We start from the raw sequence: 26,246 nt of genomic DNA on the forward strand, positions 1-26,246 counted from the left end.
AATAGAATAAAATAATAATAAATTATAAGGGGGATAATTATGAAGAACTTATTAGTAAAAAGAATTTCTAATAAAATTTTAGAGATAGCTGAAAATAAATCAAATATAACAGGAACTGCATACTCGCCATTTTGGTTTGGATATGAAATCGAATTAAATAAGAAAGAAAAAAAATAATTTGGGGTTAACTGAAATAACTCTTTCAGGCTTTTTTTCAACTATATATATATATATATCAATATACTTTACCAAGGCATTTACCTTCAAAACTAAGCAAATTTCAATATTTTTCTGTATAACATTTTTTTTGAGTGCTATAGGATATATATTAAATCCTTTTTTAGGCGTGTTAATTATTTTCTTTACATCATTTCTATTTGTGAAAAAAAATGTAAATATGTACAAGAAAAGCTTTTTTATTTGCTTGATAAGCATAGCAATACAAATAATAGCATCTTATATAACTACAAGTTTATTTGATTATTTAGAAATTACAGATTCTTTATTTTCCAATTATATAGGAATAGTTTTATCGTATATAATACTAGGAACTATTGTGATTTTCATTAGTATTCTAGTATTTAGAGGTTTTGAATTAAGTGAAATTAATTATGAAAAAAACAATATTTATAGTAATATAATTATAGTAATATTTTCAATATTCTGCTGTTTAGTAATTTATAATTTATATTTTACTAAAGACATCGATGAGATATTAAAAAGATATCCTGTAATGATAATTACTTTTGCTAGTATAGTATTTTTAATATTAATTGTGTGTGTAAAAGCTACATATAGTAATAAAATTTTGGATGAGAGAGATGGAGAGTTAGAAAACTTAAAAAGATATATATATGATGTTGAATTAGCATACACTGAATTTAGAAAATTCAAGCATGATCACTTAAACATAATTTCATCCATTGGAGGATATATAGATGAAAAAGACCTTACTGGATTGGAAAATTATTTTAATACGTCAATTTTAAAAGCAAGCAAAGTTCTAGAAGTGAATAGTTTAAAGTTGGCAACTATAAATAATATAGAAAATACTGAAATTAAAGGTATTATAAATATAAAGTTATTGCAAGCATTAGAAAGAGGTATAGATGTAAATCTAGAGGTTGTTGAAAAAATAAATAATATAAATATGCAGACTTTAGAACTTTGTAGAATAATTGGTATACTTTTGGATAATGCGATAGAAGCTGCTGAGTTAAGTAATGACAAAATAATAAATGTTGCTTTAGTTAGTAATAACAATGTCAAAGTTATTATTGTAAAAAATTCATATAATGGAGAAAAACCGAATATAAATCTGATTTTTAAAGAAGGATACTCTACTAAAAATAACAACAGTGGATTAGGATTAAAAATTTTAAAGGATATAGCAAATAAACAAAGAAATATAATTTTAGATACTAGAATAGATGAAAATTATTTTACACAAATAATAAATATATATTAAAAAGACGCTAGAAATTTCTAGCGTCTTTTTAATAAACCCAATTTACTGAGGATTTTATTACAACCCATTTTTCTTTAACCTTTATAGCTTCAAAGGTAAAACCTATTGCCCCGAGATTAGAACGCCTCTTTCTTCCTCTAAAGGAAACAGAATTTTTAGAGTATTCCTTATAGCTTGAAACATCATAAACTATGCCATTTACAAATTCACCGTTCTTTACGTATCCAGCTTCTTCAAGTTCGTCCATATTCATATCAAGTGGAGTAACATTATACTTTTTACTAATATAGTTAAAAAGTTCAGCAGTGTCATCTTTTGAAAAATCCATAAATGTGTCAGTATCTACACTTACATACTGTAGATTTTTATTTAGGTCTTTATCAAGGTCCCAAGCTGCATCTATAGCTAGTGCGGCAAGATAAGCATTACTGCTTTTAAACTTGTATTCATCAGTTTCAAGAGTCTCATTAGAGCTTTTATCGTTATTACTAGCTGGAGAGACTAAAGAGCAACTGACTAAAAATAATACTCCAAATACCATAGAGATTGTAGTTAGAATTTTCTTCAAATCCCGATACACCTCCTTATTATTTAAGTGTATACTCCTTTTTATCTTAAGAAATTACAAAATAAAGACAATTAGTTCATTAATATAACCATATTTGCAATTTGGTGCATAGGGTCATCATTTAAAATATCATTTGCAATTTTTAAAGCTAATTTAGATTCTAAAAGTTTCTTTTCTATAGTAGTAAAAAATAACATCCACTCTTTATATTTGAAATCTTCAGATAGAGTATAAGCTCTATACGCATATTTATATGATAACTCCTCGTATAAAAAAGGGGTATAAATTAAAAACAAATAATAACTCATTAAATAGTAACTATAAGAAATTTTTTCTGTATCTTTAGAATTTTCTGCTTCTATAATTCTATCTAATAAATAAAAGTAAAATTTATCCTTTGTAATTTTATCTTTTTCTTTAAGTTTTATTAAAAGTTCTTCATCTATATCTAAGATGTTTATGTTTATTAAATCAATCTCTAAATCGCTAATTAAATTGTTCATTTAGCAAACACCACCTTCGTTTATAGAATAATGTATAAGTTCAAAAAGGTCTACATAAAATCAAAAAATAACTAATTATTTAGATAAAATGGTATTAAATTGATGTTTAATTTAAATAAAATGAGAAATATTGATTAATTTCCATAAATATGCCTTAAATATTGACAGATTAATGGAATTAAGGATAAATTTACGATAATTTATGAACAATTCAGAAAAAACCTCATAATAACCTATAAATTGATTGACAGTGTATATTTTGTTACATTAAAATGTATATTGAATGTTTAAAAGACTACATAAAGACACAATATGTTGTTTAAAAAAACCAAGGAGGCGTTATATATGGGAATAAGACTAGAAAATTTAGTAGTACAGTTCGGTGACTTTAAAGCTATCGATAATGTAACTGTTGATATCCCAAAGGGAAAGTTAGTTTCTTTACTAGGACCATCGGGTTCAGGGAAATCGACTACACTTTTCACTATTTCAGGAATCCACAAGCCTAAGAGTGGGAAAATTATTTTTGGAGATAGAGACGTTACGGGCTTAGAACCACAAGAACTAGGTATTGGCTTAGTTTTCCAAAACTATGCTCTATATCCACACATGACAGTTAGAGAAAACATAAAATTCCCTTTAGATAATTTAAAGTGGGACAAGAAGAAGGCTGAAGAGAGAGTTGTAGAGGTTGCTAAAATAGTAAAAATCGATCAACTACTAGACAGAAAACCAGCACAATTATCAGGAGGGCAACAACAAAGGGTTGCAATAGCTAGAGCGTTAGCTAAAAAACCAGAAATTCTTTTATTAGATGAGCCACTTTCAAACTTAGATACAAAGTTAAGAGTTGAAACTAGACAAGAGATAAGAAGAATACAAAAAGAAACTGGAGTTACTGCTATCTTCGTTACACATGACCAAGAAGAAGCTTTAAGTATTTCAGATGAAGTTATTCTTATGAACTACGGAAGAATAGAACAAATCTCAGGACCAAAGGAAATGTACATGAACCCAAAAACTAAGTTTGCTGCATCATTTATAGGAAGTCCAGAAATGAACTTTATAAGTGTTGAAGTTAAAAATGGTAAAGGTATGATAGGTTCAGTAGAAATAGATGGATTACCAGAAGATAAAACTGTTATAGATTTAGGGGTTAGAGCTGAGGACTTAGAACCTTCAGAAAACGGACTAGAAACAACAGTAAAAGCGGTAGAGATATTAGGAAGAGAAATACTATTAACATTAGAACATGGCGATAAGACTTATAAGATGTTAGTTCAAAAAGACTTCGAGGCAGAAGAAGGTCAAAAACTTTCAATCATGCCGAAAAAAGGTAAGAGCTATGTATTTGATTCTGAAAGTGAGGCGTTCATTAAGAAATGTTAAAGAAGCTTAAGAATGTTAAAGGATATGTATACTTACTACCAGCTATAATTATTCTTGGGATTTTCGTTTTATATCCGATAATAAACACTTTAATATTTAGTTTCGATGAAACTAAATCACAAGGGTTTGTATTTGGATTTGGAACATACGAAGCGTTATTCAAGGATACAAGATTTTTAAGAGCATTATTAAATACTGTAGTATATGCTGCTATAGTGCCACTTATATCAGTAACGCTTTCATTAGTATTAGCTAATTCATTAGTAAATATTAAAAACGAAAGAGTTAGAGGAATATTCCAAAGTGTTTATTTCTTACCTTATGTAACTTCATTAGTTGCAATAGGTGTAGTTTGGTCATGGTTATTTAACGGTGAGTACGGTATTGTAAACCACTTACTAGGATTTTTTGGAGTAGAACCTATACAGTGGTTAAGTGATCCAAAATGGGCGATGCCAGCACTTATTATATTTGCTGTCTGGAAATCACTTGCCTTTAACACGCTAATATTAACAACTGGTATAGCTACTATAAATCCACAATACTATCAAGCAGCTAAAATAGACCAAGCTTCTGATAGTACTATATTTAGAAAAATTACAGTTAAATTAGTATCACCTATGATACTTTATACGTACATCATCAGCTTAATTGCAGCCTTCAAGGTTTATACAGAAGTATATGTTCTTTTTGGTGGAAGAGATTTAAACGGAGCAGTTTCAACAGTTGTTCAGTACATAATCGATAGATTCTACGGAGACCAAGACTTCCCGCTTGCGTTTGCTGCATCAGTAGTATTACTAATAATCATACTTACAGTTACATTAGTTCAAAGAACTATTGCACGTAACAAAGTACACTATTAGGAAGGGGAAGCTTAAGATGATAAAGAAAAATAATTATAAAGCTGCATTTAAGTATATATTTTTAACTATATTTGCAGTAGTAACATTATTCCCATTTTATTGGATGATAGCATCAGCATTAAAATCAGGATTTGAGGTTATTCAAACACCTCCAACAATGGTTCCACATAAAGCAATGTGGAGTAACTTTGAAACAGCATTTAGTATGGCGCCATTTGGTAGATATTTTATAAATACAATTATAGTAACTGCACTTAGTATAGTAAGTACTGTAATAGTTGCAATATTATCTGCATTTGCATTTTCACATCTTGAATTTAAGGGAAGAGATTTAATATTCTCACTTTTCTTAGCTTCAATGATGATACCTGGAGAAGTTTTAATAGTAACAAACTTTAGAACTATTTCAGAACTTGGTTGGATAGATTCTTATCAAGCGTTATTTGTGCCTTATATGGCTAACGTTTTATATATTTATATGCTAAGAGAATTCTTCTTAAAGATACCTCATCAACTTTACTATTCAGCAAAGATAGATGGAGCATCAGATTGGAAATTCTTATGGAAAATCGCAGTTCCAATAGCAAAACCAGCTATAATTACAATTTGTATATTAGTTGGTATAAACTCATGGAATGCATTCCTATGGCCTCTACTTGTTACTAATAACGAAAATATGAGAGTTCTTGCAAATGGACTTACAGCGTTCCAATCAGAAGCAGGAAGTCAATATGAGTTATTAATGGCAGCATCAACAATAATAACAATGCCTATAGTAATAATTTATGTATTCTTACACAAGAAGATAATAAATGGTATTTCAGTAGGTGGAGTTAAGGGTTAAGATTATAAATTTTTTATAATAAAAAAACACAAATACAATAAAAGTTCAGGGGGAACAAGAAGATGAAAAAGAAGTTTCTAGCATTAGCAGTTTTAACTGCGATGACAGCATCTATTTTTGTTGGATGTGGGAGCAAAGATGCAAATGACAAGCCTAAAGAAGCTCTTGTAACTGAGATTAATAAGCCAGTTACAATAGAAATGTGGCACTACATGACAGGAAAGCAACAAGAAGTATTTGATGGGCTTGTAGATGAGTTCAACAAAACTAATGGTAAACAAATTACTGTTAAAGCTGTAGGCCAAGGAGGAATCCAAGACTTAAATAAGAAAGTTGTTACAGCATCACAATCAAATTCATTACCAGCTATAATAAACGTGTATCCAGATTTAGCTACAGGTTTAATAGACCAAGGTAAATTATTTGATTTATCAGACTACATTAACGATCCTAAAGTTGGAATGAAAGAAGAAATCGAAAAAGATTTTATACCTTCATTTATTGACGAAGTTAAACAATGGGATGGAAAACAATATGGTATGCCTTTAAGTAAGTCTACAGAGGTTGTTTATGTAAACAAAACTCTTTTAGAAAAGCTTGGATACTCAATGAAAGATCTAGAAAACTTAACATTCGATAAATTAGCTGAAATAGCTAAAAAAGCACACGATAAATTAGGAATCGCAGGATTTGGATTTGATAGTAGTTCAAATGCATTTATTTCATCATTAAAGATGGATGGTAAAGATTTTGTTGAGTTAAATGGTACTATAAACGTTGATAACGATTGGGTTAAAACATTTATGGATTACTTCAAAAAAGAGAATGAATCTGGTGCATTTAGAATACCAGGTGAAGACAAATTCTTATCTCCATCATTCTCAAACCAAAAGATTTTAATGTATCAAGGATCTACAGCAGGTGCATCACACATTAAAACTAATGGTAAGTTTGATATTGGTGTAGTTCAAGTTCCTGTATTTGAAGGAAAGAAAAAATCTGTTATACAACAGGGAGCATCTGTGTTTGTAACAAATAACACAACTCCAGAACAAAAGTATGCAGCATATGAATTTATAAAATTCATAACAAACAAAGAAAACAGTGCGAAATTTGCTGTAGAAACTGGATACTTACCAGTTAGAAGATCTTCAGCAGAAACTAAGATTGTTAAAGATGCTAGAGCTAATAAAAAATCTTTATACGGAACATTATATCCAGTTGCAGAAGAATCACTAGAGTATTCATACTATACTCCAGCTGTTAATAATGCTCAATCAGCAAGAAAAGCAGTACAAGAGAAATATGATGCCTTCGTAACAGGTGGAATAAAGACTGTAGATGATTTTATATCACAACTACAATCAGCTGTTCAAACATCAATCGGTAGAAAATAATTTATAATTATAATATAAAAACTGAGTTATTTATAAAAATAACTCAGTTTTTTTTTATGTTTAAATTATGTATTTTTAAATAATTGGGTAATATAAAGATGTAAATACTTAAATTATTAAGAAAATGAAACTAAAAAAGGCTGTAATTTAAACTTTGTTAATACAATCTAAAAAAGTAAAATGAATAAAAGATTTTTAAAAAATAATTATAAAAACTTTATTCTAGTTTTATACAATATATATTCAATTTATACAAAATATAGGTATTCCTAGTTATATCCATATATGAAAGCAAATATCAATAAGCGCTTTTCTCATAATATAATACTATTATGAATAAAAGTGAAAAATCCTATTCATAAATTTACAAATATTGGTTTGTAATCGTTTTTTAGAGGGTGTATAACATAGTTGTAGGGAGGACAAACCACCTACAACAAACAAAGCTAGGATAAAAGTGGAGGGAAGAATTATGAAAGAAAACAGAGCTTTAAACGTAACTTCTGAAATAGGAAGATTAAGAACAGTTCTATTACACAGACCTGGTGAAGAGATAGAAAACCTTACACCAGACTTATTAGACAGATTATTATTTGATGATATTCCATACTTAAAGGTAGCAAGAGAAGAACATGATGCTTTTGCACAAACTTTAAGAGATGCTGGAGTAGAAGTACTTTACTTAGAAGTATTAGCAGCTGAAGCTGTTGCTACTGATCCTAAAGTAAAACAACAATTCATAAGTGAATTCATAGATGAAGCTGGAGTAGAAAGTGAAAGTTTAAAGGGTGCACTTACTAAATACTTCAACAGCTTCGAAGATAAAGAAATGATCGACAAAATGATGGCAGGGGTAAGAAAAGAAGAAATCAAAGATTACCAAAGAGAATCATTATACGATCAAGTAAATAATACATACCCATTCGTATGTGATCCAATGCCAAATCTTTATTTTACAAGAGATCCATTTGCAACAATTGGACACGGTATTACATTAAACCATATGAGAACAGAAACTAGAAATAGAGAAACAATCTTTGCTAAATACATCTTCGGACATCATCCAAGATTCAAAGATAAAGAAGTTCCATTCTGGTTTAACAGAGATGAAAGTACTTCAATAGAAGGTGGAGATGAATTAATACTTTCTAAAGAAACTTTAGCAGTTGGTATTTCACAAAGAACTGACTCAGCTTCAGTTGAAAAGTTAGCTAAGAGATTATTAAATAATCCAGATACTACATTTAAAACAGTATTAGCTTTCCAAATACCATCAACAAGAGCATTTATGCACTTAGATACAGTATTTACTCAAGTTGACTTTGATAAGTTCACTGTTCACCCAGGAATCGTAGGACCTTTAAATGTATTTGCATTAACTAAAGATCCTAAAAACGAAGGTGAAATAATAACTACTAAAGAAGTAGATACTTTAGAAAACATCTTAACTAAATACCTTGGAAGAGAAATCACATTAATCAAATGTGGTGGCGGAGATGAAATCATCGCAGCTAGAGAACAATGGAACGATGGTTCAAACACTCTTGCAATAGCACCAGGGGAAGTTGTAGTTTACTCAAGAAACTACGTAACTAACGGAATATTAGAAAAACAAGGAATCAAACTTCACGTAATTCCATCATCAGAATTATCAAGAGGTAGAGGGGGCCCAAGATGTATGTCTATGCCTCTAGTAAGAGAAGAATTATAATTTTAAATTAAATAACATAAATATAAGAAAACCATAAGTAATATGTAAATTAACTTTCAAAAAATAGCAAAAATGTATCGTAAAATTATTTAACCAGTAGGAGGAATTAAAAATGGCAGTAAATTTAAAAGGAAGAAGTTTCTTAACATTAAAGGATTTCACACCAGAGGAGATAAGATATTTATTAGATCTTTCACACGATTTAAAATCTAAAAAAAGAGCAGGTATCTTAGGTGATAGCTTAAAAGGTAAAAATGTAGTTTTATTATTTGAAAAAACTTCAACTAGAACAAGATGTGCTTTTGAATGTGGAGCAGCTGAAGAAGGAGCTCACGTAACATTCTTAACTAACTCACAAATGGGTAAAAAAGAATCAATAGAAGATACTGCAAAAGTTCTAGGAAGAATGTATGACGGTATTGAATTTAGAGGATATGCTCAATCAACAGTTGAAGAGCTTGCAAAATATGCAGGGGTTCCAGTATGGAATGGATTAACAGATGCAGACCATCCAACTCAAATATTAGCTGACTTCTTAACAATAGAAGAACATGCGCACAAACCACTTAGTGATATCAAATTAGTATTCACAGGTGATACAAGAAATAATATGAGCTATGCATTAATGTATGGTGCAGCTAAAATGGGAATGCACTTCGTAGCACTTGGACCTAAAAGCTTAGAGCCAGACGAAGAAATCATGAAAGAAATGCAAGAATACTCAAAAAGAACAGGAGCAATAATTGAATTTACTGATAACGTTGATGAAGCAGTTAAAGGTGCAGACGTAATCTACACTGATATCTGGGTATCAATGGGAGAAGATGAAAGCTTATATCCTGAAAGAGTTAAATTATTAACTCCATACAAAGTAACTAAAGAAATGATGAATAAAACTGGAAACAGTAAAACTTTATTCATGCACTGCTTACCATCATACCATGATGAAGATACTGAAGTATGCAAAGATATGATGAATAGATTAGGACTTGATATAAGAGAAGTTGAAGATGAAGTTTTCAGAAGCAAAAACTCAGTAGTATTTGATGAAGCTGAAAATAGAATGCACACAATCAAAGCTGTAATGGTTGCTACTGCTGGTAAATAATAGATTTTTAAAATAGTAAAAATCATTTAAGGGGAAGGCTCAAGGTTAAACTCTCTAAATTTAATATGAGTTTTCCCCTTATTTAACTTTAACTATGTATACATTTACCAAAAATAAAGAGTATAAATTAAATTTATCATTAGTTATTACTAAAAAAATGAAAAAATTATTGATAAAAAACCATTTTTTAACTAAGATAAAAGGGAGTGATTGAGATGTCAGAACACAGCGGAGAAGAAAGAAATTTAGGTTTTGCTCAATTAGCAGCTTTAATAGTTGGGTCAATGATTGGTGGAGGAGCATTTAACTTACCATCAGATATGGCTAGAGGAGCAGGTACAGGAGCAGTAATCATTGGGTGGATTATAACAGGTATTGGTATGATTGCATTAGCATTTGTATATCAATCATTAGCAAATAGAAAACCGGAACTTACAGGTGGTGTATATAGTTATGCTAAAGCAGGTTTTGGTGAATACATAGGTTTTAACTCAGCATGGGGTTATTGGTTAAGTGCTTGGATAGGAAACGTTTCGTATTCAGTATTATTATTTGGTGCAATAGGATATTTCGCTCCAGTATTTGGAGAAGGTAACAACACAGCCGCAATTATAGGTGCATCAATTTTAGTATGGTTATTTACATTATTAATTTTAAATGGTGTAAGCGGAGCAGCTCTTGTAAACCTTATAACTACTGTAGCTAAATTAGTTCCTATTTTAGTATTTATAGTAGTTGCATTATTTGCTTTTAACTTTGATAAATTTACATTTGATTTCTGGGGAACTCCAGACTTAGGAAGTATTTTAGAACAAGCTAAGAGTACAATGCTAGTAACATTATGGTGCTTTATAGGTATTGAAGGTGCTGTAGTTGTTTCAGGAAGAGCTAAAAAACAAAGTGATGTTGGTAAAGCAACAGTTGTAGGACTTATAGGAACATTATTAATTTATATGTTAATATCTCTTATGGCACTTGGAGTAATGGATAGAGTAAAGCTTGCTGGATTAGATAATCCATCAATGGCATACGTATTAGAATTTGCAGTTGGTAAATGGGGAGCAGTTTTAATAAATGCAGGATTAATAATTTCATTATTCGGATCATTACTAGGATGGTCACTACTTGCAGCAGAAATTCCATATGTTGCAGCAAAAGATGGTGTTTTACCTAAAGTATTTGCAAAAGTAAATAAAAAAGGAACACCAAGCGGTTCATTAATCATAACTAACCTTTTAGTACAGGTATTCTTAATACTTACATTAGTAGCTAGTAGTACTTATCAAGCACTATACTCAGTTGCAAGTACAGCAATACTAGTTCCATATTTATTAAGTGCTATGTATGGATTAAAGCTTGCTTTATCAGGTGAGACTTATGATAAAAATCCACAAGGAAGAACTAGAGACAAAATATGCGGAGGAATCGCAACAGTATATGCAATTTGGTTATGCTACGCAGCAGGATTAAAATACTTACTACTTTGTTTCATATTATATGCAGTAGGTATCATATTCTTCTACATTGGTAAAAAACAAAATGCAAAAGATCCAAACGCAAAAGTTTTTGTTGGAAAAGAAAAAGGTATAGCTATTGTAATTGTAGTAGTTGCAATTATTGCTATAGTATTATTAGCAAATGGTACAATAACAATTTAAAATAAGAAATTAATATAAAAGGTGAGAAATATAAAGGAGGAAACGCTAATGAAAATAGTATTAGCTTTAGGCGGAAACGCATTACAAAGAGATTCAAAAGATAAAAGTGCAGAGGGACAATTACAAACTTGTAAGGAAACTGCTATATCAGTAGTTGATTTAATAGAAGCAGGTCATCAAGTTTCTATAGTTCATGGAAATGGACCACAAGTTGGACAAATCTTAGCTAGCGTAGAGTTAGCACACCAAACAGATAAAAGTAATCCATTATTCCCATTTGATGTAGTTGGTGCATTTTCACAAGGGTATATAGGATATCATCTTCAAAACTCAATTAGAGAAGAGCTTATAAAAAGAGGAATTAAAAAATCAGCAGATACTATAGTGACTCAAGTAGTTGTTGATAAAAATGATGCAGGATTTAAAAATCCTACAAAACCAATAGGTTCATTCTATTCTAAAGAAGAAGCAGAAAATCTAGAAAAAGAAAAACATTATGTAATGAAAGAAGATGCAGGTAGAGGATATAGAAGAGTGGTAGCTTCACCAAAACCTGTTGATATAATAGAAAAAGATGCTATAAAAACTATGGTCGATAATGGATTCGTTGTAATCGCTTGCGGAGGCGGTGGAATCCCTGTAATAGAAGAAGGAGATAGTTTAATTGGAGTTCCAGCTGTTATAGATAAAGATTTCGCAGCTGAAAAGCTTGCAGAAATTTTAGATGCAGATGCATTACTTGTATTAACAGCAGTAGATAGAGTTTGCGTTAACTTCAATAAACCAGATCAAAAAGCTTTAGAAGTTATAAACATAGAAGAAGTTGATAAATATATAGAAGAAGGACAATTTGCTCCTGGAAGCATGCTACCTAAAGTAGAAGCTTGTAAAAAGTTTGTTTTAAGTGGAGATAATAAGATGGCTATTATAGCATCACTAAGTAAAGCAAAAGGCGCTTTAACTGGTGAATCAGGAACTAAAATAGTTAGATAAATTATTTAGTGCTAGCTCACGATATGGGTTTTTAGTGAGCTAGCACATATAAAGCAAAGCTATGGGATAAAGGAGAGAATTTATGGGAAATTCAAATAAATCTTTAAGAAGAGAAGCGATATTAGATATAATAGAAAACAAATGTATAGGTAAACAAGAAGAATTAGTAATAGAATTAAGGTCTCGTGGCATAAATATTACACAAGCCACTTTATCAAGAGATTTACGCGAAATGAACATAGTTAGAAAGAGCCTTGAAAATAAAGAACATAAATACATAATTGTAACAGATGAAGATGTGACTAAGAGATGTCAAAAAATCTTTAAAGATGCTGTTGTGAGCATATTTGTTCAAGAGTACTTTATATCAGTTAATACTTTAAGTGGTATGGCTGATGTAGTTGGAGAACTTATAGATAGACTAGGGGATAGAAGGATTGCAGGAACAGTTGCAAGTAATAATAACATCCTAGTATTATGTAGAGGAGTAAGCGCCGCCAAACAAATATTTAAAGAGTTAAATTCTTTAAGATTATGATATATTAAGAACAACCAAAAAGAAAAGCAAGTGATTTTTATCACTTGCTTTTCTTTTTTTAATAGTAGTTAATCTGCAAATTTAATTGATATTTCTTTAAAATTGAGATGTATTTTATCTAGCACTGCTAAAATACTAGGATCAAATTGATTATTTTCATTTTTAAAAATATATTTCATAACTTCATCATGGGATAATGAATCCTTGTAGCAGCGTTTACTAACTAAAGCATCATATACATCTACTACAGCCATTAGCCTTGCAACTAACGGGATTTCTTCACCTATTAATCCTTCAGGATAACCAAAACCACCCCATTTTTCGTGGTGGTAATAAGCTATATCTCTTGCATATTTAAATGTGTCTAGTATGAATATATCATTACTAAAATTAAGTATCTCGTTACCAACAGTTGTATGTTTTTTCATAGTTTCAAACTCAGACTCTGTAAGTTTTCCAGGCTTTTGAAGTATTGAATCTGGGATTGCTATTTTGCCTATATCATGAAGTATAGAGGCCTTAGATATTTTATTTTCGTCTAAGTAATTAGCACCATAATATTTTTTATATGCTTTTATTAAAGTATGCATGTATTTTTCAGTTCTAACTAAATGATTTGCAGTTTCTTTATCTCGAAAGAAAATTAGGCTTATAAAATTATCAAAAAGCTGCTCATATATTTCAACCATATTATTGTTTTGAGTGCTTATCTTTCTTTTAATCTTAGAAATATAAGAAAAATCTTTTAAGTGTTTTTCAACTCTAAGTTTTATTTCTCTAAGGTTATAAGGTTTAGTTAAGTAATCACTTGCACCCATTTCAAAAGCTTTAACCTTATCTTCTATATCCTCAGAGCTACTTAGAAATATAGTTGGTATGGTCTTTGATTTATTAGATTCTTTGATTTTTAAAAAAAGATCGAAACCATTTATTTTTGGCATAACTATATCAAGTAAAATTAAATCAGGCGTAAACTCTTCTAAAAGAAGTATGGCTTCGTTAGATGAGTTTGAAACAATAATATTATAGTCCTCTTTTAAGCCTTCATATAACAATTCAGAATCTATAATGCTATCATCAATTATTAATATTGTTTTATCTAGGTTGTTCATAAAATACCTCCAGTTATAACTAGCTTAATATTTCTTTTAATAAATAGTTGAATTTATCTAAATTTCGTTTGTTTATGGTAGAATTTTTAAAATCTATTTCAAGTTTGCTGCAAATATCTTTAATATCGTTCATCCCTAAATTAAGTGCGACCCCTTTTAAGGTGTGCACAAGTATAAGGGCATTTTCAAAATCTGCTTTTTCAAGATATGAGGTAAGTTCATTGAAAGAGTTTGCATATTTATTTTTCATTTTTAAAACTAACTTTTTATATAATTCTAAGTTACCATCAAATCTATTCATTATGTTTTCGTAATCGATGTTTTTATTAAGCGTTGTTTTAGGTTTGCCCACACTAGTTTTAGATACTTTTAAAATGACTTTTTTTAGTTTATCTAAATCAAGGGGTTTTATTAAAAAGTCATCTATATATTTAGAGTTTGAGTTTTTTATTTCATTAGTTACGATTGTTGCCGTTAGCGCAACTATCTTTGTGTTTTTATAACAGTCAGTTTTTATAATTTTAGATGCTTCATACCCGTTTAATTTAGGCATTTGTATATCCATAAGTATTAAGTCAAAATACTCATTTTTACAAAGACTAATTGCATCTATACCATTATAGGCATACTTATAATTACAATTAATTTTACTAAGGAGTATTTCTAAAATCTCTACATTTATTTCATTATCATCAACTATTAAAACCTTGAAATTTGTTAAATCTATCTGTTCTAAGTCTAAAGTTCCTAAATTTTTTAGTTTACTAAAAGATTTAGGAAAGTTTATTGAAAATGAGAATTTACTTCCATATCCATAATTACTTTCTACTGATATATTTCCACCCATAGAGGAAACTATTTCTTTACTTATAGGCAGCCCTAATCCTGTTCCAAAAACTTTCCATTCTTTATCAAACTGTTCAAAAGGCAGGAATAACTTATTTAGATTTTCTTTTTTAATTCCCTTACCTGAATCTTCAACTAAAAATTTAATTTTTATATTATCAAAAGATTCTTCCTCTTTTAAAATGGTAAGATAAACAAAGCCTTTACTTGTAAACTTAAGGGAATTACCAATTAAGTTTATTAATACTTGTGCTAAACGTATGTTATCGCCTATAACAAATACGGAGTGGTCAATATCGTTTTGAACTCCAAAAGAAATTCCTTTAAGAGCCATTTGATCTTTGAACATACTATTTATATTAGAAACTAGTGTATTAAAATTAAAAGTATCTTTTATAAGTTCAATACCTTTGTTATTAATTTTTGAAAAGTCTAGAATGTTATTTATTATTCCAAGAAGTATTTTAGATGATCCTTCAATTTTTTTTATGTAATCCTCTTGTGTTTTTGATAGTTCTGTATCTTCCATATATGAAATTAAAGATATAATAGCATTAAGGGGAGTTCTTATTTCGTGAGAAACGCTAGCTATTAAGTCATCTTTAATTTTACGTTCTATTTCAGACTTTTTCAGTTTGATCTTTAATGAATTTTCTTTTTTTAATAAATCTATTTCAGATGTAGCATCTTTTACAATATATATCTTTTTAGATTTGCCTATTGCATCTTCTATTTCAAATTTATTTACTCGGAGAAATTTTTTATCACTATTTATAACTAAATTTATGTTTTGACTTATGTTTTTTGTTGATTCTAAATTATATAAAGTATCAAAGACTTCTGAATTAGATAAAACTATCTCATTTATAAAGTCTTTATCTTTAGATAAATTACCTGAAAAATCTTCATAAGTTAGTAGGTTTAGAAAAGAGTTATTTATAAATTCATAATCGTTTTTGTCATTTTCAATTATTAATCCTATAATCATATTTTTGAAGATAGTATCGTAAAGTCTCTTATAATATTTATCACTCTTATCATAAGTTAATATTCTAGTTATTAAATTTTTAAATACAAAAAATAATATTATCAAAAGAGCTAATGAGACAATAATTAAAAGAATAAAATCTAAAAATGCTTTAAAAGTTAAAGCATCTTCATCAGTAGATAAGCGTTTTAAGTATTTATAGCTAAGTAAATTTATCTCATCGTTTATTTCTTTTGATAAAACACTTAAATTTTTCGTGTAACTTGTTTTTTTATTTTTGTCTTGTTCATGTAAAATATTTTTGCAATATTTTATAAAGTCATTTGTTTCTGAAATTATAATATTCCACTGTTGCTTTTCTTCATCAGTTAGATTTAAAGCATCTATATCTACTTTTTTAAATTCTTTAATTTTTAGATATTCATTTTCACTATAAAGACCATATTTAGAAAATAAATTATAGTCAAAAGGATTTTCTAGCCAACAAGAAAATAGATTTAAGGCATCTATATATTCATCTTTATGTTGTTTATTTTTTTCAAACATGTAGTTATCAAAGTTTTTGAAAGTTATATTTTTAAAATAATAGTATTCTTTGAAAAATGTATTCATAATATTTCTTCTATCTTTAATTGTTTCTAATTGGTTTTTAGTATAAAGATAAGATATAAAACTAAAAGAAAAAATTATAATAAGTAAAGATGAAAAAATTATAAGTTTATTTTTACTTTTCATTAACTCTCCTTTAATTAAATTAAAAATTTCATTAAATAAAATATAGCATATATCGAATTGGTTCGCAAATCAGTATTAATTAATAGTTATTATAATTTAATTTAATAAAATTAAATATATTCACATATTATATCCATAAGATTGAATTAAATACTAATTATATAATTAAAGAAAATATTTAAAACTTAAGTTTTCATTAAGTAAGGATTATGTTTAACTTAAAAAGCTCTAAAATGGGATTAAACCTATTGAATTGCCAGTTTAATAAATATATAATTTAGTCAATCGATTGTAAGTAGCTGCTAAAATTATTAAATTATCAATTAAAACAGTTCTATTAAAGGTATTTATTTTAATAGTAGAATCTGATTTTATATTGGGGGATACAAGGATGGATAGAAGAAAGAAAAAAAGAAAAAAGCCAAAAGCGGTAGTTATAATTATAGGTGTGATTTTAGTAATCTACTTAGGCGTGAGTATATTTTTTATTAATAGATTTTACTTTGGAACAAAGATAAATGGCATTGATATAGGTGGACAAACTATACAAGGTGCTATCGATAAAGTAGAAGAAAAAATAGGTTCATATAATCTAGAAATAGAAGGTAGAGATGGATTTAAGGAAAATATATCAGGAAATGAAATAGATTTAAAATTTAAAGACACAAAGGAAATAAAAAATCTTGAAGAAAATCAAAAGGCTTTTTTGTGGCCTGGCGGTATTTTAAGTAAAAAGGAATCTAATTTAGATGACTATATAACTTATGATGAGGAGAAACTTAATAAAGTAATAGAAAACTTAGATTGCTTTAAAGAAGAAAAAATTACAAATCCTAAGAATCCAGGGTTTACATATAAAGATGGGGGTTATGAAATAACAGATGAAGTAATGGGTAACAAGTTAAATAAAGAGGATACAATAAAAGATATTAAAGATTCAATAGCTAATCATAAATTATCTTTAAATTTAGAAGAAGCTAAGTTATATATAAACCCTAAATATACCAAGGACTCACCTAAAGTAAAGGAAACAAAAGATATTTTAAATAAATATGTAAAAGCAAAAATTACTTATACTTTCGGAGATGCTAATGAAGTAATTGATGGTTCTAAAATAAATAAATGGCTTTCTGTAAGTGAAAACTTAGACCCTAAAATTGATTATAAGGAAGTTAACTCATTTATAGAAGAGCTTGAAAAGAGTCATAATACAGTCGGGCAAGGAACTATGTTTAAAGCAAATGATGGAAGGTTAATAAGCGTTCCTGGTGGTAATTTTGGTTGGAAGATAAATAGTTTAGGAGAAAAAGAACAGTTTCTTTCCGATATAAAAGAAGGTACGACGGTAACTAGAGAACCTGTATATGCATTTAAGGGAGTTGTTCAGGGAACTAACGAGACTGGAAGTACTTATGTAGAAATTGATTTAGGAAAGCAACATCTTTGGTACTACAAAGATGGATCATTAGTTGTAGATAGTGATATAGTTACAGGAAATGAATCTAAGAAATTATCAACACCACCTGGTTTATTTAGACTTGATTATAGGGAGAAAGATGCAACTTTAAAGGGAGAAAATTATTCACAACCAGTTAAGTATTGGATGCCTTTTAATGGAGGAATAGGACTTCACGATGCAAGTTGGAGAGAAAAGTTTGGTGGGGAGATTTATAAAACTAATGGTTCTCACGGTTGTGCTAATTTACCACCTAAAGTTGCAGAGACAATATTTAACACTATTTCATCTGGTACGCCAGTAATATGTTATAACACTTAAATTATAGATTTAAATAAAAGGAGTTTTCAAAAATGAAAAACTATTATATTAATGAAAAATTATTCGCTATAGGCTCAAAGTTTAATGTTTTAGAAGATGGTGACATTCCTGCATTTGTAGTAGAGTCAGATAAGTTTGATTTAGGAAAAAATATTTCAATATATAATTTATCTGGAGAAAAATTATTATATTTTAAACAAAAAATACCATCTTTAAAGGCAAGTTATAGAGTTTTAGATAATAAAAAAGAACTAGCTTTTATTAAAAAGAATTTTATTGGAAATACATATAAGGTTACAGGTGCTTTGGGTGAAATGTTAATTAAGCCTGATAATATCTTAGGCAGAAAATATAACATAATATTAAATGATAATATTATTGGGAGAATTGAAAAAGAGCTTACCTTTGGAAGAGATAGATACACTTTGAGTGTAATAGATGAAAACTATACTAACTTTTTGATTGGTGTTTTAGTAATGGTAGATATGGTTAAATTCAGTAATTAGTAAATATAAAAAGGCCTACAAAAGTTAAATATTTTGTAGGTTTTTTATCTAAAATAAACAAAAGTTGAAAAATATAGTCAATTAATGGTATTATCAAAGTATGTCTTTTGTGGAAAAAAGATGTAATCATTTATAAATAGGGGGAGAAAAATGAAAAAGAAATACATAGGGATTATAGTGTGTGCAGTAGTTATTATTGCAGCTACTATAGGGATGGTATTATTAAAAAATTCAAGTTCTAAAAAAGATGCAAAAATAGAAACTATAACTATTCCGTCTGTAGAGAAGGTATTTATAAACGGAAAAGTAGTTCCAAATGAATCTAAAAAGATATATTTAGATATAGCATCAGGTGAAGTATCGAGTGTTTCTGTTAAAAATGGTGAAACTGTTAAAAAAGGGGACGTGCTTTTTACTTATAAAAATGATAAGTTAGATACTCAAATAAAAGATTTAGAGCTTCAACTTAAAAGTGCAAAAGAGCAAAAGTCAGACCTTTTAAAAAAGAAAGATGAATTAGATAAAAAAGCAAAAGAAGATAAAGAAAAGTTAGAAAAATTAAAAAATGAATCTCTAAATAGCGGAAAAGTTCCTGAAGCTCTAGAAGGTGTAAATCCTATTGCAGGTAATATTAGTGGAGATAGTATTGATACAAATGCTATAGATAAGCAAATAAACCTTTTAGAGAATCAAATAAAAAATTTAAAATCTTCAAAATATAAAGAAGTAACAGCACCTATAAATGGAATAGTTACTATAAATAAAGATAACCAAAACGTTCAAGAGCCATATATGATTATAGGGTCGAGTGATCTATATGTAGATGGAGTTGTAAATGAAAAGGATCAACAAAAGGTTAAAAAGGATCAAAAGGTAGATGTTAGTATACTTGCAAATAATAAAAATATTAAAGGTAAAATCATAAGCGTATCTGATATACCAGAAAATTCAGCGGCGTCACTAGACCCTAAGAGCAGTCAAAATATGTCTTTCTATAAGGTAGATATAGATTTAGATTCTCAAAAAGGAATTGTTGATGGTTTTCACGTACAAGCTACTGTAAATTTAGATGAAAAAGATATAACTATACCTAAATCAGCAGTTCTAGATGATAATGGTAAAAAATATGTATATATAGTTTCTGATAACAAGCTAAAGAAAGCCTTTGTTACAGTTGCAGAAGATAAGGATAACTATATAGTTAAAGAAGGCTTAAACTCAGGTGACAAGGTAGTTAAAACTCCAGACACTACTATGAAAGAGGGTATGGAGGCTTGAGTAATATAGTTAAAATTACTAATTTAAATAAATATTATATTACTGGAGACGAAAAGCTTCATGTTTTAAAAAACATAGACCTTAAAATAAATAAAGGGGATTTTGTTATGATAATGGGTAAGTCAGGAAGTGGTAAGACTACCCTTATGAATATACTAGGTCTTTTAGATAGGTTTGATGATGGAGAATATTTATTTAATGATATAGATGTAAGAGGAATAAGTGAAGGTGAAAAGTCTAAGATAAGAAATCAGAATATGGGATTTATATTTCAACAGTTTCATCTTATAGATTCATTATCTATAGGAAAAAACGTTGAACTCCCTCTTTTATATAAAGGTAAGGTATCTAAAAAAGAGAGAGATGAACTTATATTAAAATATCTAGAAATGGTTGGACTTAAAGAAAAGAAAAATAAACTTCCATCAGAGCTTTCAGGGGGACAGCAGCAGAGAGTTGCTATAGCGAGAGCACTTATAAATAATCCATATGTAATATTTGCAGACGAGCCTACAGGAGCCTTAGATAGTCACACAGGTACTGAAATAATGGAAATACTTAAAGGGCTTAATGAAGAAGGCAAAACAATTATTATGGTTACACATGATGAGGATTTAATAAAATATGCAAATAAAGTTATTAGGGTTAAAGATGGAGATATAATTGGAGGGGAAGCTTAAGATGAATGCAAAAGAGTTATTTTTAACAGCTATTTCAAGCTTGAGGTTTCATAAACTAAGGACATTCTTAACTATGATTGGAATAATTATTGGGATAAGTTCTGTAGTTGTAATACTTTCTGTTGGTGATGGGTTTAAAGAGTACGTTCACACACTTTCAGAAGAAGCGAGTGCAAACACTATAACTATTGAGTTTAAACCTAAAAATGAAAATATTAATTATTCACTTTTAGAGCCCTTTACAAAAAATGATTTAAATACTATAGAGGGGTTAAGTGGAGTTTCAGAAGTTAAGCCTTCAGCTGGGCTTATGGGATTTGGAAATATGTCTGTAGATGAAGGAAGTTTTTATAATAAGAAAAATACCTTATTTATAGATAAATACGGAAAAGATGCTCCAAAGCTTGACTGTGGCAGATGGTTTAGTAGCGACGATTCAAATAGAGATTATATGGTTTTAAATTATGATGCAGCTAAAGATTTATTTTCAGAACCTAAGGATGCTTTAGGAAAAGCTATAACTTTAAAAGGACAAAACTTTGAAGTTATTGGTGTAGTAAATAAAGAAGGTGAAGGTGCTTTCGCCCTTATGGGTTTAAATAAAAGTTACGTAAGTGAGGAAAATTTAAAAGAAATAAGGGGAGACGATCCTATTTTTTCTATAGACGTTAGCGTTAAAGAAGGAGCAGATAAGAATCAAGTTTTTGATGAGATACAAAGAAATTTAAAATCAGTTCACGGCTCTGAAGAAGGAGATTATATTTTAAAAGATCCTCAAGAGAGCGCTAAAGCTATAGATAGTATAATTGGAGCTTTAACTAAATTCGTAGCATTTATAACAGGAATATCTTTAATAGTTGGAGGTATTGGAGTTATGAATATTATGTATGTATCAGTTTCTGAAAGAAAAAGAGAAATTGGTATAAGAAGAGCAATAGGTGCAAGCCCTAAGAGTATATTATTGCAATTCTTAATTGAAGCTGTAATAGTTACCTTAATCGGAGGAATAATTGGTATAATAGTAGGCTTCTTAATATCAACTGGAGCTGGAATGCTAATGCCATTTAAGCCTGTCTTAACGTTTAAAACTGTGATAGGTGCAACCTTAATATCTATCTTAGAAGGGGTTATCTTTGGAGTTATTCCTGCAAGAAACGCATGTAAGATGGATCCTATAAAAGCAATATATAAGTAAAACTAAAGGGATGCACCTATGCATCCCTTTGATTTTATTCAAAATATAAGTATTTTTTCTTGTAGATAAAAATTGCAGTTAAAACTGGTAATATTAAACTTAATAATATATTAGTTATAGAAAAACCATAAAAAATTGTTGTAGATACTATGCTTAAAACTATTATAGTAAAGTATATATAAATACCAATTTTATTTTTAAGTAATATTAAAACTAAACCTATTATTGTTATAATAACAAAGACTAAATCGATTATTAATGAACTAGCTGGTGGTACAGTTATACCTAAACTTTTGTAAAACTCATCTCCAAACATCATCATAAGTAATCCTATAATACCAAATCCATTTGTTACAAACTGAATAACAGCTAAAGTTATAATACCTCCTCCAAGTTTGTTTCTTTTTTCATTTTCGTAATTTTCCATAAGTCCCCCTTAAAATAGTTATAAAATATTTCCTATTAATACCTTATAATACATAAAGAAGAAAAACAATGGATTATTAACAATTTTAAAAGGTTATTTACGTTATTTATTAAATATACAAAATTATAATACTTCTATTTTGATTTTTTGAAGGGATTCTAATATTTTAGGGCTAGGGGTAGATTCTGTTATTATAAAATCTACTTTATCTAAAGAAGCGAATTTATAAGCCCCATCTAAGTTGAATTTTTCGTTTTGTAGCAATAAATATACTTCTTTAGAAGATGAGATTATAGCGCTCTTTGTATTACCTTCTTCTAAATCAAAGTTATAGATACTTCTATTTAATATGTTTACTCCGCCAACCCCTATAAATGATTTGTTATACTTGTATTTAGATATAGAATTAATAGCCTCAGAGCCTGTAACGCCACCTAATTTTTTATTATAAAGTCCACCTATACAAATTAACTGGATATCGCTGTTTGGATTAGTAAATAGCGAAGAAATTTCAATCATATTACTTATAATAGTTATCTTCTTATCACTTTTTGATAATAGCTTAGCTAGTATATAATTTGTACTAGATATATCTAAAAAGATAGTATCAAAATCATTTATAACATCAAAAGCTTTTTTAGCTATAATTTCTTTAATCGAAGTATCTTTTTCTAGCCTTTTAGTTATAGTAGAATTTTCGGCAATTCCTCTTGGAAGTATTGCGCCACCGTAGGTTCTTTCTACTAAACCTTCTTTTTGAAGGTTATTTAAATCTTTTCTTATCATACTTTCTGTTACGTTGAATTGTTTGCTTAAATCTTTTACGAAGACTTTATTATTTTCTTTAACAAGGTCTAATATTTTTTCTAATCTTTCTTCCATAAACATATAGTATACCTCTTAGTTAGTTTTGTTTATTCTCATTATAATACAAATAGCAACAAATGATAACAGAAATATTGACATTATCATAAAAAATTTATAAAATAAAATTAAATAGTAAAAAATGATAATAAACAGTAATGAGGTGTGTAATGGTAGCTGAAAAATTATCTTTAGATTTAGAAGATGAAATTAAATATATAAAAATAGATATTAAGGGTAATATGCTTTTTTTAGAGGAAGAAAATATATTTCTATCTAAAAAAAATCCTATCTACATTCATTACGATTATTTTCTAGATATATATAAAGAAATAAAGAGTTCAAATAAGAAAACCTTAAATTTAATTAGGGTTTTAGCTGGTAGATTTTGTGATTTAGCTATAGAAAAAGCAGCCTTTGAAGACGATCATTTATTAAAACACGAACTTATAAAAACGGCTACTAGGTGTAATTCAGCTTTTAAATCTAAACCTGAAACATTAATTGAAGCAATTTATGAAGTGTGGTTTTTATATATTATTAATAATATGTATAGTGGCAATTTAAAATTTAAATATGATGATTTAAAAAGAGTAATAGAAGAATTTTATGGGTTTAAGTTAGATTTTGAAAAGTCAGACTTGAATTTTAAATATATGTTTAATTTAAAATAGTGAAATAGGCCAAATAAATTGACCTACTTCACTATTTTTTTATGTTTTTAAAGAATATATCTCTTTTCATATATAATAATATAAAAGTTAATATTGGGAATAAAAGCTGTTGTAAAAATGCTACTATGTGGAATCCATTAAATACTTGAGATGAAACTATATTAATTAAAACTCCAGTAAAGTATATGTATATTCCAATATTTTTCTTAAGAAGCATAAGGGTAATGCCAAGTATCATAAGGCAAGTTAAAAAAGCACCTATAGCCATAAAAGAAACAGGAACTTCAGGAAGACCTTTTTCTCTAAAGATTTTATTAAAAGCTTCTGGGTTATATAAAAAGTTAAACGTCCCAGGTAGGCTAAATAAAAACATAACTAATTGAATTATCAGGACAACTAAAAGCCCTGCACCTAATTTTTGATTTTTTAAATCTCTCATAATAAAAATAAATCCTCCTTAAATAATGTCTATTTTAAATTACCACAATTAGTTAAAAAATAAAATAAGTATCTTAAAAGTAAGATACTTATTTAGTAGATAAATGCATTTTTATGCTTATATAATAGTAGAATCATAATAGTTGGAAGTATTAAAGAAAGCATAGTTTCTGATATATTTTCATCTAGTAATATATCTGTAGCTATATGCATTGCAATTAAGAATCCAAAGAAATATACTCCTATTTTCTTTTTTAATAAAATTAAAGTCACTGATATTAGAAGGACTAGTGAAGATAAAAATAATAGTTTTATATCTAATATCAAAAATCCTTTTGAAAGTAGAAAAAGTTCTAATTTTAATCTATCAGGTTTTAATATTACTAAATAGATTAAAGATATAAGAGCTATTAGAGAATAAGCTAAAAAAAGGCTTGAAATGATCTTTATTCCAAGACCTAATTCGTCATCTTTAGTAGTTTTCATATGTGATTTACTCCTTATAATAAATTCCCCTAAAATAATTTAGCATAAATTAATGTTTTAGTCTCTATTTTAAAGTAGATTTAAAATAGTTTTTAGAATGTTAAAATTAATGGAATACTTATCCTTATGTTAAAGGAATAACTTACTGTACTATGGGAAAAAGTTGGTATATAATTTATGTAAAAAACACTTAAAGGAGTAAAGATAATGGATAAAAAACTAATCGACGAAATAGTAAAAAAGATTGAAGAATATAAAGAAATAGCAATATATAGACACGTTATGCCAGACCCAGATTCATACGGTTCATCAAATGGGTTAAAAGATATAATTTTAAATAGCTTTAAAGACAAAAATGTGTATCTAATGGGGGAACACTCAGATAGACTTAGCTATATCGGTGAAACAGATAACGTAAAACTAAAAGACCCTAAAAATACATTAGCTATAGTTTTAGATGTATCTAACGCAGAAAGAGTTGATGATCAAAGCTTTTTAGATTGTGATTACATAATAAAAATAGATCATCACAAACCTTTCACAGAGCCTTTTGAAAACTTAATTTTTGTTGATACAAACTACTCATCATGTAGTGAAATGATACTTGATATATTATTAAATAGCACGAAAGAACTTAAGATAAGTAAAAAAGGAAGAGAAGCTTTATACGCTGGCATTATAGGGGATACAGGAAGATTCTTATATTTAGATAATCCCACTTCACTTTTAGAAAAGTTACCTAAAATAACATTTGATATAGAAGCAAAACCTATCTATAGAGAAATGTATAAGAAAAAGAAAGAAGAGCTTCAAGTTTTAGGATATATCTATGGAAACTTCAAAATAACTCAAAACGGAGTAGCTTATTTAAAGGTTCCTTACGAGACTGTAAAAGAGTTTAACTTAGAGCCAATTCAAGTAGCTAGAATGGTAAATTCACTAGCAGATTTAGAAAATATTAAAAACTGGGTATTTTTCGCAGAGAAAGAAAACGGAGAAATATTTGGTGAGTTTAGATCAAACGGACCTGTAGTAAATGATATAGCATTTAAATATGGTGGCGGTGGACACGCTTTAGCAGCCGGCGCTACTATAAAGGATTGGGATACAGTTTCAAAAATGCTTGAAGATTTCGATACTAATTGTAAAAATAATTAATTAATATACTAAAGATACTAAGCCTATTTTAGGTTTAGT

General features: G+C 28.4%; 26 protein-coding genes. 18 read left to right on the plus strand and 8 right to left on the minus strand.

Features of this window, described 5'->3' with window-relative positions; translation table 11 throughout:
• The first annotated feature begins 39 nt into the window (after positions 1-39).
• Together INR60_RS10495 and INR60_RS17635 are read left to right on the plus strand one after the other, a co-directional pair.
• Positions 40-177: a hypothetical protein gene (locus INR60_RS10495; RefSeq protein ID WP_194191483.1), complete on the plus strand. Its 138-nt coding sequence runs from the start codon at positions 40-42 to the stop codon at positions 175-177.
• A 202-nt stretch (positions 178-379) separates the two neighbouring features.
• The gene (locus tag INR60_RS17635) at positions 380-1,468 is read left to right on the plus strand and encodes a GHKL domain-containing protein (RefSeq protein ID WP_194191484.1); all 1,089 of its coding nucleotides are present in this window, start codon (positions 380-382) and stop codon (positions 1,466-1,468) included.
• 28 nt (positions 1,469-1,496) lie between these two features.
• Here INR60_RS17635 and INR60_RS10505 read toward each other — a convergent pair whose 3' ends face one another.
• Both INR60_RS10505 and INR60_RS10510 read right to left on the minus strand, forming a co-directional pair.
• Positions 1,497-2,036 (minus strand): hypothetical protein, encoded by a 540-nt coding sequence (locus tag INR60_RS10505; RefSeq protein WP_194191485.1) that lies wholly within the window; start codon positions 2,034-2,036, stop codon positions 1,497-1,499.
• Between the two features lie 71 nt (positions 2,037-2,107).
• Positions 2,108-2,539 (minus strand): hypothetical protein, encoded by a 432-nt coding sequence (locus tag INR60_RS10510; protein WP_194191486.1) that lies wholly within the window; start codon positions 2,537-2,539, stop codon positions 2,108-2,110.
• A gap of 345 nt (positions 2,540-2,884) precedes the next feature.
• Here INR60_RS10510 and INR60_RS10515 point away from each other — a divergent pair, with 345 nt between their 5' ends.
• The 9 genes from INR60_RS10515 to INR60_RS10555 all read left to right on the plus strand — a co-directional run bounded on the left by INR60_RS10515 (position 2,885) and on the right by INR60_RS10555 (position 13,043).
• Entirely contained in the window at positions 2,885-3,928 is a 1,044-nt protein-coding gene (locus INR60_RS10515) for an ABC transporter ATP-binding protein (protein ID WP_194191487.1), read from the plus strand.
• Entirely contained in the window at positions 3,922-4,794 is an 873-nt protein-coding gene (locus INR60_RS10520) for a carbohydrate ABC transporter permease (RefSeq protein WP_194191488.1), read from the plus strand. The genes INR60_RS10515 and INR60_RS10520 overlap by 7 nt, the downstream gene beginning before the upstream one ends.
• A gap of 16 nt (positions 4,795-4,810) precedes the next feature.
• Positions 4,811-5,638 (plus strand): carbohydrate ABC transporter permease, encoded by an 828-nt coding sequence (locus tag INR60_RS10525; RefSeq protein ID WP_194191489.1) that lies wholly within the window; start codon positions 4,811-4,813, stop codon positions 5,636-5,638.
• A gap of 62 nt (positions 5,639-5,700) precedes the next feature.
• On the plus strand, positions 5,701-7,035 hold the full coding sequence (locus INR60_RS10530) for an ABC transporter substrate-binding protein (protein ID WP_194191490.1): 1,335 nt from the start codon (positions 5,701-5,703) through the stop codon (positions 7,033-7,035).
• Between the two features lie 472 nt (positions 7,036-7,507).
• Positions 7,508-8,746, plus strand: a complete 1,239-nt coding sequence (gene arcA / locus INR60_RS10535; RefSeq protein WP_194191491.1) for an arginine deiminase — start codon at positions 7,508-7,510, stop codon at positions 8,744-8,746.
• Between the two features lie 112 nt (positions 8,747-8,858).
• Positions 8,859-9,854 carry an ornithine carbamoyltransferase gene (argF, locus tag INR60_RS10540; RefSeq protein ID WP_194191492.1) on the plus strand — a complete coding sequence of 332 codons (996 nt, stop codon included), beginning with the start codon at positions 8,859-8,861 and terminating at the stop codon, positions 9,852-9,854.
• Between the two features lie 215 nt (positions 9,855-10,069).
• A complete protein-coding gene (gene arcD, locus INR60_RS10545) occupies positions 10,070-11,512 on the plus strand; it encodes an arginine-ornithine antiporter (protein ID WP_194191493.1) in 1,443 nt (480 codons plus the stop codon).
• 48 nt (positions 11,513-11,560) lie between these two features.
• On the plus strand, positions 11,561-12,505 hold the full coding sequence (arcC, locus tag INR60_RS10550; protein WP_194191494.1) for a carbamate kinase: 945 nt from the start codon (positions 11,561-11,563) through the stop codon (positions 12,503-12,505).
• Positions 12,506-12,587: 82 nt separating this feature from the next.
• Positions 12,588-13,043: an arginine repressor gene (locus INR60_RS10555; protein ID WP_194191495.1), complete on the plus strand. Its 456-nt coding sequence runs from the start codon at positions 12,588-12,590 to the stop codon at positions 13,041-13,043.
• A gap of 68 nt (positions 13,044-13,111) precedes the next feature.
• Here INR60_RS10555 and INR60_RS10560 read toward each other — a convergent pair whose 3' ends face one another.
• A complete protein-coding gene (locus INR60_RS10560) occupies positions 13,112-14,155 on the minus strand; it encodes an HD-GYP domain-containing protein (protein WP_194191496.1) in 1,044 nt (347 codons plus the stop codon).
• Positions 14,156-14,174: 19 nt separating this feature from the next.
• Positions 14,175-16,724: an ATP-binding protein gene (locus INR60_RS10565; RefSeq protein ID WP_194191497.1), complete on the minus strand. Its 2,550-nt coding sequence runs from the start codon at positions 16,722-16,724 to the stop codon at positions 14,175-14,177.
• Positions 16,725-17,115: 391 nt separating this feature from the next.
• Here INR60_RS10565 and INR60_RS10570 point away from each other — a divergent pair, with 391 nt between their 5' ends.
• The 5 genes from INR60_RS10570 to INR60_RS10590 all read left to right on the plus strand — a co-directional run bounded on the left by INR60_RS10570 (position 17,116) and on the right by INR60_RS10590 (position 22,160).
• A complete protein-coding gene (locus INR60_RS10570; RefSeq protein WP_194191498.1) occupies positions 17,116-18,501 on the plus strand; it encodes a L,D-transpeptidase family protein in 1,386 nt (461 codons plus the stop codon).
• A 32-nt stretch (positions 18,502-18,533) separates the two neighbouring features.
• On the plus strand, positions 18,534-19,007 hold the full coding sequence (locus INR60_RS10575; RefSeq protein ID WP_194191499.1) for an LURP-one-related/scramblase family protein: 474 nt from the start codon (positions 18,534-18,536) through the stop codon (positions 19,005-19,007).
• A 150-nt stretch (positions 19,008-19,157) separates the two neighbouring features.
• Positions 19,158-20,285, plus strand: a complete 1,128-nt coding sequence (locus INR60_RS10580) for an efflux RND transporter periplasmic adaptor subunit (protein WP_194191500.1) — start codon at positions 19,158-19,160, stop codon at positions 20,283-20,285.
• Positions 20,282-20,965 (plus strand): ABC transporter ATP-binding protein, encoded by a 684-nt coding sequence (locus INR60_RS10585; protein ID WP_194191501.1) that lies wholly within the window; start codon positions 20,282-20,284, stop codon positions 20,963-20,965. The genes INR60_RS10580 and INR60_RS10585 overlap by 4 nt, the downstream gene beginning before the upstream one ends.
• A 1-nt stretch (position 20,966) precedes the next feature.
• Positions 20,967-22,160, plus strand: a complete 1,194-nt coding sequence (locus INR60_RS10590; protein ID WP_194191502.1) for an ABC transporter permease — start codon at positions 20,967-20,969, stop codon at positions 22,158-22,160.
• 34 nt (positions 22,161-22,194) lie between these two features.
• On the opposite strand, the gene INR60_RS10595 is transcribed toward INR60_RS10590, so the two are convergent.
• Positions 22,195-22,587, minus strand: a complete 393-nt coding sequence (locus INR60_RS10595; protein WP_194191503.1) for a hypothetical protein — start codon at positions 22,585-22,587, stop codon at positions 22,195-22,197.
• Positions 22,588-22,710: 123 nt separating this feature from the next.
• Positions 22,711-23,475 (minus strand): DeoR/GlpR family DNA-binding transcription regulator, encoded by a 765-nt coding sequence (locus INR60_RS10600; protein ID WP_194191504.1) that lies wholly within the window; start codon positions 23,473-23,475, stop codon positions 22,711-22,713.
• A gap of 146 nt (positions 23,476-23,621) precedes the next feature.
• Between INR60_RS10600 and INR60_RS10605 the strand changes: the two genes are divergently transcribed.
• Positions 23,622-24,125 carry a hypothetical protein gene (locus INR60_RS10605; RefSeq protein ID WP_194191505.1) on the plus strand — a complete coding sequence of 168 codons (504 nt, stop codon included), beginning with the start codon at positions 23,622-23,624 and terminating at the stop codon, positions 24,123-24,125.
• Between the two features lie 31 nt (positions 24,126-24,156).
• On the opposite strand, the gene INR60_RS10610 is transcribed toward INR60_RS10605, so the two are convergent.
• Together INR60_RS10610 and INR60_RS10615 are read right to left on the minus strand one after the other, a co-directional pair.
• Positions 24,157-24,564 (minus strand): hypothetical protein, encoded by a 408-nt coding sequence (locus tag INR60_RS10610; protein WP_194191506.1) that lies wholly within the window; start codon positions 24,562-24,564, stop codon positions 24,157-24,159.
• A 92-nt stretch (positions 24,565-24,656) separates the two neighbouring features.
• Positions 24,657-25,049: a hypothetical protein gene (locus INR60_RS10615; protein WP_194191507.1), complete on the minus strand. Its 393-nt coding sequence runs from the start codon at positions 25,047-25,049 to the stop codon at positions 24,657-24,659.
• Positions 25,050-25,256: 207 nt separating this feature from the next.
• Here INR60_RS10615 and INR60_RS10620 point away from each other — a divergent pair, with 207 nt between their 5' ends.
• A complete protein-coding gene (locus INR60_RS10620) occupies positions 25,257-26,207 on the plus strand; it encodes a DHH family phosphoesterase (protein WP_194191508.1) in 951 nt (316 codons plus the stop codon).
• Positions 26,208-26,246: the final 39 nt, after the last annotated feature.

It is taken from the genome of Clostridium chrysemydis (assembly GCF_015234215.1).
In the GTDB taxonomy this organism is placed as follows: domain Bacteria; phylum Bacillota; class Clostridia; order Clostridiales; family Clostridiaceae; genus Clostridium; species Clostridium chrysemydis.